At 61.3% G+C, this 9,689-nt stretch carries 9 protein-coding genes; 3 read left to right on the top strand and 6 right to left on the bottom strand.

The window, feature by feature from the left end; all coding sequences use genetic code 11:
- Nucleotides 1-184: 184 nt before the first annotated feature.
- The 5 genes from ACQRBT_RS00315 to ACQRBT_RS00295 are packed head-to-tail and all read right to left on the bottom strand — an operon-like array spanning nt 185 to nt 5,574.
- A complete protein-coding gene (locus tag ACQRBT_RS00315) occupies nt 185-1,402 on the bottom strand; it encodes a phospholipase D-like domain-containing protein (RefSeq protein WP_412047791.1) in 1,218 nt (405 codons plus the stop codon).
- 55 nt (nt 1,403-1,457) lie between these two features.
- Entirely contained in the window at nt 1,458-2,105 is a 648-nt protein-coding gene (locus tag ACQRBT_RS00310) for a MotA/TolQ/ExbB proton channel family protein (protein WP_060757007.1), read from the bottom strand.
- Between the two features lie 17 nt (nt 2,106-2,122).
- Nucleotides 2,123-4,405, bottom strand: coding sequence for a TonB-dependent receptor (locus ACQRBT_RS00305; RefSeq protein ID WP_412047792.1), 2,283 nt, complete (start codon nt 4,403-4,405; stop codon nt 2,123-2,125).
- Between the two features lie 24 nt (nt 4,406-4,429).
- Complete coding sequence (locus ACQRBT_RS00300; RefSeq protein ID WP_060757005.1) at nt 4,430-5,164, bottom strand: energy transducer TonB family protein; 735 nt, start codon at nt 5,162-5,164, stop codon at nt 4,430-4,432.
- Nucleotides 5,165-5,166: 2 nt separating this feature from the next.
- Nucleotides 5,167-5,574 carry an ExbD/TolR family protein gene (locus ACQRBT_RS00295; RefSeq protein ID WP_060757004.1) on the bottom strand — a complete coding sequence of 136 codons (408 nt, stop codon included), beginning with the start codon at nt 5,572-5,574 and terminating at the stop codon, nt 5,167-5,169.
- A gap of 189 nt (nt 5,575-5,763) precedes the next feature.
- Here ACQRBT_RS00295 and ACQRBT_RS00290 point away from each other — a divergent pair, with 189 nt between their 5' ends.
- Both ACQRBT_RS00290 and ACQRBT_RS00285 read left to right on the top strand, forming a co-directional pair.
- A complete protein-coding gene (locus ACQRBT_RS00290) occupies nt 5,764-6,318 on the top strand; it encodes a GNAT family N-acetyltransferase (protein ID WP_244698077.1) in 555 nt (184 codons plus the stop codon).
- Nucleotides 6,315-7,889 (top strand): alkaline phosphatase D family protein, encoded by a 1,575-nt coding sequence (locus ACQRBT_RS00285; protein WP_412047793.1) that lies wholly within the window; start codon nt 6,315-6,317, stop codon nt 7,887-7,889. The genes ACQRBT_RS00290 and ACQRBT_RS00285 overlap by 4 nt, the downstream gene beginning before the upstream one ends.
- Here the strand turns inward: ACQRBT_RS00285 and ACQRBT_RS00280 are convergent.
- Entirely contained in the window at nt 7,886-8,512 is a 627-nt protein-coding gene (locus tag ACQRBT_RS00280) for an alanyl-tRNA editing protein (protein WP_412047794.1), read from the bottom strand. The two genes, ACQRBT_RS00285 and ACQRBT_RS00280, sit on opposite strands and share 4 nt — an antisense overlap.
- 90 nt (nt 8,513-8,602) lie before the next feature.
- Between ACQRBT_RS00280 and ACQRBT_RS00275 the strand changes: the two genes are divergently transcribed.
- On the top strand, nt 8,603-9,535 hold the full coding sequence (locus ACQRBT_RS00275; protein ID WP_090365903.1) for a LysR family transcriptional regulator: 933 nt from the start codon (nt 8,603-8,605) through the stop codon (nt 9,533-9,535).
- The last annotated feature ends 154 nt before the right edge of the window (nt 9,536-9,689 follow it).

Below are 9,689 nucleotides of genomic sequence, written 5' to 3'. Positions count from 1 at the left end.
CCCCAACAAAGACGCCGCGGTATTTCAGAAGGACCGAAGTGCCTGGGTTTGGGGCGGCTACGCCACCCAGCGCGGGGCAAGCCCGCTCACTACAGATGATGTGTTCTACATCCCACCATTAACTGACTGGCATTAGGGCTTGCCCCCTCCCGTAAGGGGGGGAGGCGTTGAATCACATTTCAGGTCAAGGCTTGCCTGGGTGCGGCTCCGGATACTGAGCCATGACCTCCAGCGCCTTGGCATATGGCCCATTCCATAACTGCTCATGCAACTCGCCAATTCGCTTGGCCATTGCGTTGTCGTGCATCACCACTTCCAGGTTGCGCGAGTTGTCGAAATACCCGCCGAGCCAGTTGCTCGTGCCAACCCACGCCACTTGCCCGTCGATCTCCATGGTCTTGCTGTGGATCACCCGCGCATAGGGGATGAAGCCTTGTTTGGCCTCGGGCAGCGTGACGATCTTGATTTCGACATTCGGCAATACGGCCAGGCTTTTGAGGTAGGGCAGTTCCAGCGTGTCGGTGTTCCAGTTAGACACCATCAATTTGATCGACACCCCACGTGCGGCGGCGGCGCGTACGGCGTTGTCGATCACGGCGTAGTAGGGGCGGGTGCGATCCGGCCCATAGGACAACGGCGCATAGTCCAGCAGTTGTACGCGTACTTCCTTCTTCGCCTCGCTCAGCAGGCGTGGCAGCTCCAGTTGTGAATCGCCCACGCCCGGTGGGTTGTAGCGCAGCGGGCTGGCTACCAGGTAGTTGCCGGTGCGCGCAGGTTCCTGGCCGGTGACCGGCAGGGGCGCGGGTTTATGGTCGGCGAGGGCGGCCTGGGCTTTCCAGTCCTGGTTGAAGATCGCCTGGACCTGGCTCACCACGGTCGCATCGCTGATGCGCAGGCCGGTTTCGTGGATATGTTCCAGTGAACGCCAATCGAAATTCTGGCTACCGACAAACGCCTGTTTACCGTCCACCACCAGGTATTTGGCGTGGATGATGCCGCCGCTCACTTGCCCGTAGGGCAATACGCGGAAGGTCAGGTTGGGAATCGCGCGCAAGCGTTCCAGCGTGGAGGCTTCCGATAACTTGATGCCTTTTTCTTCAAGCAGGAAGCGAATCTTCACGCCGCGTTTGCCGGCGGCTTCCAGGTGTTGGATCACGGTGTCCATCACTGAGCCTGGGTGGTCGGCGGCGTAGAACTGGCCGATATCAATGGTCGTTGTCGCACCGTCGAACAGTTCGATCCACACCGGACCCGGCTGGCGCAGGTCAGCCGTGCCCAACGCAGTCTCCACCGGTACGGTGTGCACCAGTTCAAACCCCGGAATTGAAAAGTCCGCTTGGGCAAGCGGACTGAGGAGCACGCCGGCGAGGCCTGCGATACGCAATTTCATGGATAGGTGCATGGGCGTCTCATCGAACAGAAAGAACGGCGGGCGCATCACGCGCCCGCCCTGAAGGTCATGCCGTGCGGGTGTGCAGCGGCGTCGGCACCAGGTGCGGGACTTCACCCTGGACACGGGCGCCGGTGGCGGCCCGGATCAGCAGGATCTTCAACTGATCGTTGATGCGCTCCAGGCTGTCCTGGAAGAAGTTATGGAACACCACGCAGAACAGCGCAATGGCAATCCCCAGGCCGGTGGCGAACAAGGCCGTACCGATACCACCGGAGATCTGGCCCGGGTCGGATACGCCGGCCGTGGCCAGTGCCTTGAAGGTGTCGATGATGCCCAGGATGGTGCCCAACAGGCCCAGCAGCGGCGCGGCGGTGGTGATGGTCTCGATGATCCACAGGCTGCGCGACAGCGGTGCACGGGTCTTGAGGTACTGGGTGTCGATCTCGTCATCCAGGTCCTTGCGCGAACCATGGGCGGCCTTCTGTGCCAGGATCGGCAGTACCATGTTCAGCGGCAGGCTGGCGCGGCGGGTCAGCGCCTGCGGCAGGTCACGTTCGCTGTGCACGTTGGCACCGAGCACTTCGGTCAAGGCACGTGCCTGGCGACGCACATAGGCGAAGTAGATGCCGCGTTCGATGGTGATAAAGATCGCAATCGCCATGGCGGCGTACATTACATAAAAGGTGATGGCGTGAAGCAGGTTCATGTCCATGATCTGTAGCCTCGCAATTAGAAGTTCGCTTCCAGGGAAACCGTGACGGTACGGTCTACGCCCACGATGTAAGCCGGGTCGCCATCGCGGAAGCCGCTGTAGCTCGCCGAGTTGGTCTTGGTGGTGTACACGCCGTCCAGGTATTTCTTGTCGAACAGGTTGTCGACGTTCAGGCGCAGGGTCGCGTCCTTGACCACTTTCTTGTCCACCGGCAGGTAGATACCGGCGCCGAGGTTGAACACGGTGCGGCCGGAGATGGATTCATCGTTGGTCAGGTCGCCATAGAGCTGGCTGGTGTATTTGCCGCCGAAGGTGCCGTAGAAGCGCCCATCGTCATAACCGATATTGGCTGCCAGCATGTTCTTGGGCACGTTGGCGAACTGCTTGCCGCTGGTGGGCAACACGATGGCTTTGCCCGCGTTGTAGACGGTCAGGTCATCTTGCTGTTCGGCCTTGGTGTAGGTGTAGGAGGTGTAGTAGTTGAAGTGGTTAGGCAGCAGGCCGCTCCATTCCAACTCCAGGCCCTTGTTGGTGACGGAACCGGCGTTGATGTCGGCGAAGTCGCCGTTGATGTCCTTGGACGATACCTGGCGGTTCTTGAAATCCATGTAGAACAGGGTGGCGGCCAGGGTCATGTCGTCGGCGGTGTAGCGCCAGCCCAGTTCGTGGTTCCAGCTGGTTTCCGGCTTGGAGTTGATCGAGTCGGCGCCTTTGTCGTACAGCACGTAGTTCTGCGGTACGCGCATGTTGCGCGACAGGCTATAGAACAACTGGTCACGTTCGTCGAGCTGGTATTTCAGGCCCGCGTTGGGCAGCAGCTTGTTGTAGGTCTGGTTACGCTTTTCCGGTTGTTCGGTGAGGCTGCCATGGTTGGTGCCGTCGCGCTCGACGTTCATGTAAGCCAGGCCGGCTATCAGGGTCCAGTCCGAGTTGATGAACCAGGTGTCCTGGGCCCAGACTTTTTGCGCCGGGGTCACGGTGAAGCGGTCGCGACCCTGTACGGTGTTGCCGTTGGCGTCAACCACGGACGTGCCATCCGGCCAGGTGTCGCTTGGCTTGCCGCTGTTCTTGAGGGCAATGAACGGTTGGGTCTGGCTCTGGCGTGCGCGCTCGTACCAGTAGCCGAATTGCAGGCTGTGGTCGCCCAGGTCCCAGTTCAGTTTGGTGGTGATGCCCGGGCGCCAGGTCTGGGTGCGTGAAGGGCGATAGTAGACGCCGCTGGTGGAGGAGCCATCGGCATTGTACTGGGCGGCGGTCGGCAGGTTGCCCAGATCGAAAACGCCGCCCTGGTTGGAGCCACGGTTCAGCGCATAGGAAGAGGAGCCGACACCGCTGCCATTACCCCAGTAGTAATACGGGATGACCGACAGCGACAGGTTGTCGGCCAGCTTGAACTGGGTGTTGAGCACGCCGGTAAAGGTCTGGAACGGGTTCTGCGCCAAGGCGTAGTAGTTGTTGACCTTGCCGTTGCTGCCCAGGGCCGGCGTCGCGGCGTACGGGTCGTATTTGCGGCCGAACTGCTGGAACTGCGCCTTGGTCAGCTGGCTGTAACTGTTGTTGTCCTGCTCGTGGTACTTGAGGATCAGGTTCGCGGTGTTGCCGTTGCCGGCATCGAAGAAGCTGTTCCACTCCACTTTGTCCGCGCGCACGGCGCCCGAGCCCCGCCACATATCGCCTTCAGTGTGGGACACCGAGAGCCAGTTGCTCAGGCCGTTGACCTCGCCGGTGTTGAGGCGGGCGAAGGTCTTGCGGGTGGCGTTGCTGCCCACGACCTGCTTGACGAACGCCCCGGTTTCCTTGGTCGGGCGGATCGTCACGATGCCGATGTTGCCGCCGCTGGAACCGATATGCGGGCCGTCCGCCTCTGAGGAACCCTGGGTGACGAAGATCTGGTCGATGTTTTCCGGGTCGCCCAGCAGGTTGGAGTACAGCGCGTAGTTGCCGGAGTCGTTGATCGGCATACCGTCCACCGACATGCCCACCTGGTCGGAGTTCATGCCGCGCATGGTAAAGCGGAAACCGGAGAGGCCGGTGTTGTCTTCGCTGGAGATATTCAGCCCCGGCGTGTACTTGAGTTTGTCGATGGCGTTGCCGGTGGCGGTTTGCTTGTCCAACGCTTCCTTGGTGATGGTCGAGCGGCCCTTGGCGCTTTCTTCCGGGACCATGTAACCGCCCCCAGCGGTCGCCTTGCCCTTTACGCCAATCGTCCCGACGTCACTGTCGCTGGTAGCTGCAATGGCCCAGCCCTGGGTCATGCTCGTTGCGGCAACGAGTGCCAGATGAATACGTGTGAACCTCATCACTGTCGTCCTGGTGTCGGGTGCTTATTGCACGCTGTAGTTGAAGGTGGCGGTGAAGCGTTGCTCGTTGCGTCCACCGAAGGCTTGTTCGGGGAACGGCTTGACCTGCTTGATGCGACGCAGGCTATTGGTAGCGGCCCGGTTGAGCAGCATGCTCGGTGCCGGGGTCTGGATCCCGGAGTCGAGGACGCGGCCTTGTCGATCCACCATCAGCCAGACCACCACCTCGCCACTGGGGCGCTCGAGGGACGCCTGGCGCCCGGTGGGGTATTGCTTGTAAGTGTCCAGCTCGTTGCGCAGCCCCTTGAGGTAACCACCTTCCAATGCCTGGCCATCCACCTTGGGCGGTGCCGGTGGCGCAGGCGGTGCGGGTGTCGGTGCGACGGCGGCCTGCACCGGCTTGGCGGCGACGGGGGCTACTGGCGCGGGGGCGGGTGTTGGCTTGGCGGCCACCACGGGTTTGGGTTTGGGCAGCGGCTTGGGCTTGGGTTCAGGTTTGGGCAGCGGCTTGGGCGGCGGTGGCGGTGGAGCCGGTTCGGACTCTTCATCCTCGATCACCGGTGGAGGCGGTTCTTGCTCCACCACGGGTTCAGGCACCACCTCGGGCTCCGGCTCGACCAGGGCAAGCTCGACCGCCGATTCATCGTACTGAGGCTGGATCTTCAGGGGCTGGGACTGGATGCCCAAGGCAATCAGCACCAGGGCGATCAGGGCCGGGACACTGCCCAGCAGCTGACGCGCACGGAACAATACATACATGGTCAGGACTTACGCGTGGCGATGGAGACGGAGGTAAAGCCACCCTGGCGCAGGGTGTCCATCACTTCCACCAGGCGCGCAACCTCGACGCCTTTGTCGCTGTTGACGATGATCGTCGACTTGGTATCGGGCTTTTCAGCGGCCTTCAGGGCCGGTACCAAGGCGTCGACCGTGAGGTCTTTGCCGTCGAGCTGCAGTTGGCCTGCCAGGCCCAGCGTCAGGATGAATTTGTTCTGCGGCTTGAGTTGTTGCGAGCTGCTGGCGCTGGGCAACTGCGTCTTCATGCCGAGTGCCGGAATCACGTTCAGACTCACCAGTACGAAAAACACCAGGAGAAACATCATCACGTCGATCATTGGGATCAACTCGATGTGTGCCTTGCGTTTCTTGGGTTCATCCCAGGTTCTCATTCCGTTACCCCGTTATTGAATTAGGGGCGACACGCTAACAGTCAAAAATGACCGAACGGTTAACAAAAATTTACGGTTTGAAGGCTCTAGGACGAGTCTTTCAGAAGAGTTACCTTGCAGTTTTGTGACGTAATGAAATTGACACGAAGGCCGTACACTCTTGTGCATTTATTTCGCGAGCCGCCCCGTATGTCGACTGAACTGCCTCATTTGTCCACGCCGCGTTTACTCCTGCGGGCACTGGAGCCGGACCAGGCCGAGGTACTCTCCACACTCGCCAACGGGCCGAAAATCGCGGATAACACCGCCAATATCCCAGTGCCTTACACGTTGGAAACTGCGCAGCTTTTTATTGCCGGGAGCGCAGAAAAATATCGTGCCGGCGAGTTGCTGAGCCTGGGCATGCATGTCCAGGCAACCGGCGAATTGATCGGTATCGTCAGCCTGCGTATCAACTCTCTACATCACTATGGACACCTAGGCGGATGGGTGGCGGCGCACTGTCGCAATCAGGGTTATGCCGCGGAAGCGGCGAGTGCAGTGACCGACTTCGGCTTCGTCGAACTGGGGTTGCAACGGGTGGGCAGCCAGTGCTTTGGTCGCAACCAGGAGTCGGCGCGGGTCATGGAGAAAATCGGACTGCGCTATGAAGGCTGCCTGCGTCAGGCGTTTCTCAAAAATGGCGTGTATGAGGATTTGCTCGGGTTTGCTACCGTGCGTGACGACTGGGAGCGCCGGTTGTGAGCGGCGCAGTGGACCATGGCCGCCGCCGGGTACTCTCCGGGCTGGCGGTGGCGACGGCATTTTCGATCCTCAGCCCCTTTGCGCGCAGTGCTGGGGTGGACTATCCGTTTACTCTGGGCGTGGCATCGGGTGACCCGTTGCCGGATGGTTTTGTGATCTGGACGCGCCTGGCTCCCTTGTTCAATGCCGTGGATGGACGCGGTGGGTTGAACCGCGCCGTGCCGGTGCGTTGGCGGGTGGCCAGTGATGCGGCGATGAAGCGCATCGTCAAGCAGGGCGAGGTGATGGCGACCGAACGGTTTGCCCATTCAGTGCATGTCGAGGTCGCGGGGCTGGAAGCGGGCAGGCCGTATTGGTACCAGTTCGAAGGGCTTGGGGCACAGAGCCCGGTAGGGCGGGTGAATACGGCGCCGCCCTTGCAGGCTATGGCTGCGGCGCGGGTGGGGTTTGTGTCTTGCTCGCATTGGGAGCGCGGGTATTTCAGCGCCTACCGCCACCTCGCGGCCGAGCAACCGGACCTGGTGTTTTTCCTCGGCGACTACATCTACGACAGTTCCTACGCGCCGGACTCGGGCAAGATCATTCGCCCCCACGGCAGTGGCAACGCAGTAAGCCTGAGCGATTACCGCAACCGCTACGCGCTGTACAAAACCGACCCGGACCTACAGGCCTTGCACGCCGCCGCGCCTAGCGTGGCGACCTGGGATGACCACGAGGTACAGAACGACTACGCCAATCGCTGGTCCCAGGACCCGAAAATACCGGTGGGGCAATTCCTGCAGCAACGGGCGGCGGCCTACCAAGCCTTTTACGAGCATATGCCACTGCGCGCCGGCAGCGTGCCCAGAGGTCCGGATATGCGCATCTATCGGCGTCTGGACTACGGCCGGCTGGCGCGCTTCCATGTACTGGATGGGCGTCAGTACCGCTCGGAACAGCCCTGCATTCTCGCCAACGGCAGTCACCAGGGGCATGTCGCCGACAATACGTGCACGGACTTGCGCGCACCCAATCGCACGATGCTCGGTTGGGAGCAGGAAGCCTGGCTGGACCGAGGGTTCGCCGAGTCGCGGGCGCAGTGGAACGTCATCGCCCAGGACCTGCTGGTGGCACCGCTGACTCAGCGCGACCTGACCAACCACAAGCCCGGACGCTGGACCGATGGGTGGGACGGCTATATGGCCAACCGCGAGCGCATGTTGGCGTCGATTCAACGCCGACGGGTGAAAAACCCGGTGTTCTGGGGCGGCGATATCCACTCGTTCTGGACCACGGATCTGCACGCTGACGCCAGTGACCCGGACTCGCCCGTTGTCGCCACCGAATTCGTCGGCACCTCAGTGACATCCGACGGCCCACCGTTCGATGCCTTCACGCAGATCCTGCCGCTCAATCCCCATGTGAAGTTCTTTGACAGCCGTCAACGTGGCTACGTATCGGTGGCGCTGGAAGAGCAAAAGATGGTGACGAACTTCCGGGTGATCAGCGACCCGCGCGACCCCAGCGCCACGCTCTCGACCCTTAAGTCGTTTGTGGTGGAGCCGGGGCGAGCGGGGGCGATAGCGCTTTAATCCAGGCTATAGCGTACCGACAGCGCGCCTTTCTTTTCCGACAGGGCCAGGATCGTTACCTGACCCAGTTCGCTCAGCGATTGCACATGTGTGCCGCCACAGGCATACGGCGGCAACTCGCCGAACCCGACTTCCCGTGTGCCGTCTTCCAGCGTCATGTGACGGGCATAGTCAGCGGCGATCCACTGCTCGATCTGCCGCTGAATCAACTCGGGATCCATGGCTTGCGCTGTCTCACCGCGGATAAAGGTGATTTTGCCTTCACCCGGCCAGTGATGCGCCTTGATCGGCATCCAGCCCAGGCTTTCCCCGGCATTACCGATCAGATGCCCGGCGGAATGCAGGCGCGTGTGCAGGGCGCGGCGTTGTTCGTCGACCCGTGCGGTGACGGCTCCCAGTGCCACGGGTTTATCGACGTAGTGAACGAGGCGGTCGGCTTCCTGGATAACACGCAGTACGGCGCTCTCACCGAGCCAACCGGTGTCGTGCGGCTGGCCGCCGCCCTGGGGATGAAAAATCGTCGATTGCAAGGTGACTGCAAACTGATCTTCGTGCGGTGTACAGGCGAGCACTTCAAGTTCGGCTGTCAGATGGTCGTGAGTAAAGAATAGGCGCTCGGTCATTGGGTTACATCCGCATCAGGGTTCTGTGAGCAGTATAAATAGTGCTCAGATGGGTGATAATCCGTTCAAATATCAATGGACCTGTGCGTCATGAGCATCAATCTTCCTTTGCCGTTGCTGGGCGAAATGGCGATTTTCGTCAAGGTGGTCGAAACCGGCAGCTTCTCTGAGGCTGCGCGGCAACTGAGTGTTTCACCCTCGGCGGTGAGCCGCAGCATCTCGCGCCTGGAGCAAGCCCTGGCCACTAGGCTTCTGCAACGCACCACGCGCAAGTTGCGCTTGAGCGAGGGGGGTGAAGAGGTTTTCAAGCGCTGCCGGGAGATGGTCAGCGCGGCGCGTTCGGTGATGGAAATCAGCGGCCAATTCACTCATGAGGCCGAGGGCCTGGTGCGGGTCAGCGTGCCCAAGGCGGTGGGGCGGTTTGTGGTGCACCCACATATGCCGGAGTTTTTGCGGCGCTACCCCAAGGTGGATGTGCAGTTGATCCTCGAAGACCGGCATGTCGACCTGATCGATGACAACGTCGACCTGAGCATCCGCATTACCGACAGCCCGCCGCCGGGCCTGGTGGGGCGGCAGTTGTTGCCCATTGAGCATTTATTGTGCGCTACGCCGCACTATCTGGCTGAGCAGGGGACGCCGCTGCACCCCCATGATTTGCTGGAGCACAGTTGCATTTACCTGGGTGAAACCCCGGGGGATTCCCGCTGGAAATTCCGCCAGGGCAGCAAGGCTGTGACCGTCGGCGTGCGTGGACGCTACGCGGCGAACCATACCGGGGTGCGTCTGGACGCCGTGTTGCAGCATGTGGGGATTGGCAGCTTGCCGTACTTCACTGCGCGGCATGCGTTGGAGGCGGGGCGCTTGGTGCAGGTGTTGCCGGAGTGGGATTTTATTGCGTCCTACCACGGCGAGGCGTGGTTGCTGCATTCGCCGACGCGCTATCTGCCGCCGAAGTTGCGGGTGTTCATCGATTATCTGGTGGAGTGCATGGCGACGGAGCCGACATTGCGCCGACGGTAGGAACAGGGTCCGAAATGTGGGAGCGGGCAAGCCCTAATGCCAGTCAGTCAAATGGTGGATGTAGAACACATCATCCGTAGTGAGCGGGCTTGCCCCGCGCTGGGTGGCGCAGCCGCCCCAAACCCGGGCGCCTCGGTCCTTCTGAATTACCGTG

The sequence above is a fragment of the Pseudomonas sp. R19M genome (genome assembly GCF_050312585.1).
Taxonomy (GTDB): Bacteria; Pseudomonadota; Gammaproteobacteria; order Pseudomonadales; family Pseudomonadaceae; genus Aquipseudomonas; species Aquipseudomonas palleroniana.
This window is presented reverse-complemented; position numbering and strand designations above follow the sequence as displayed.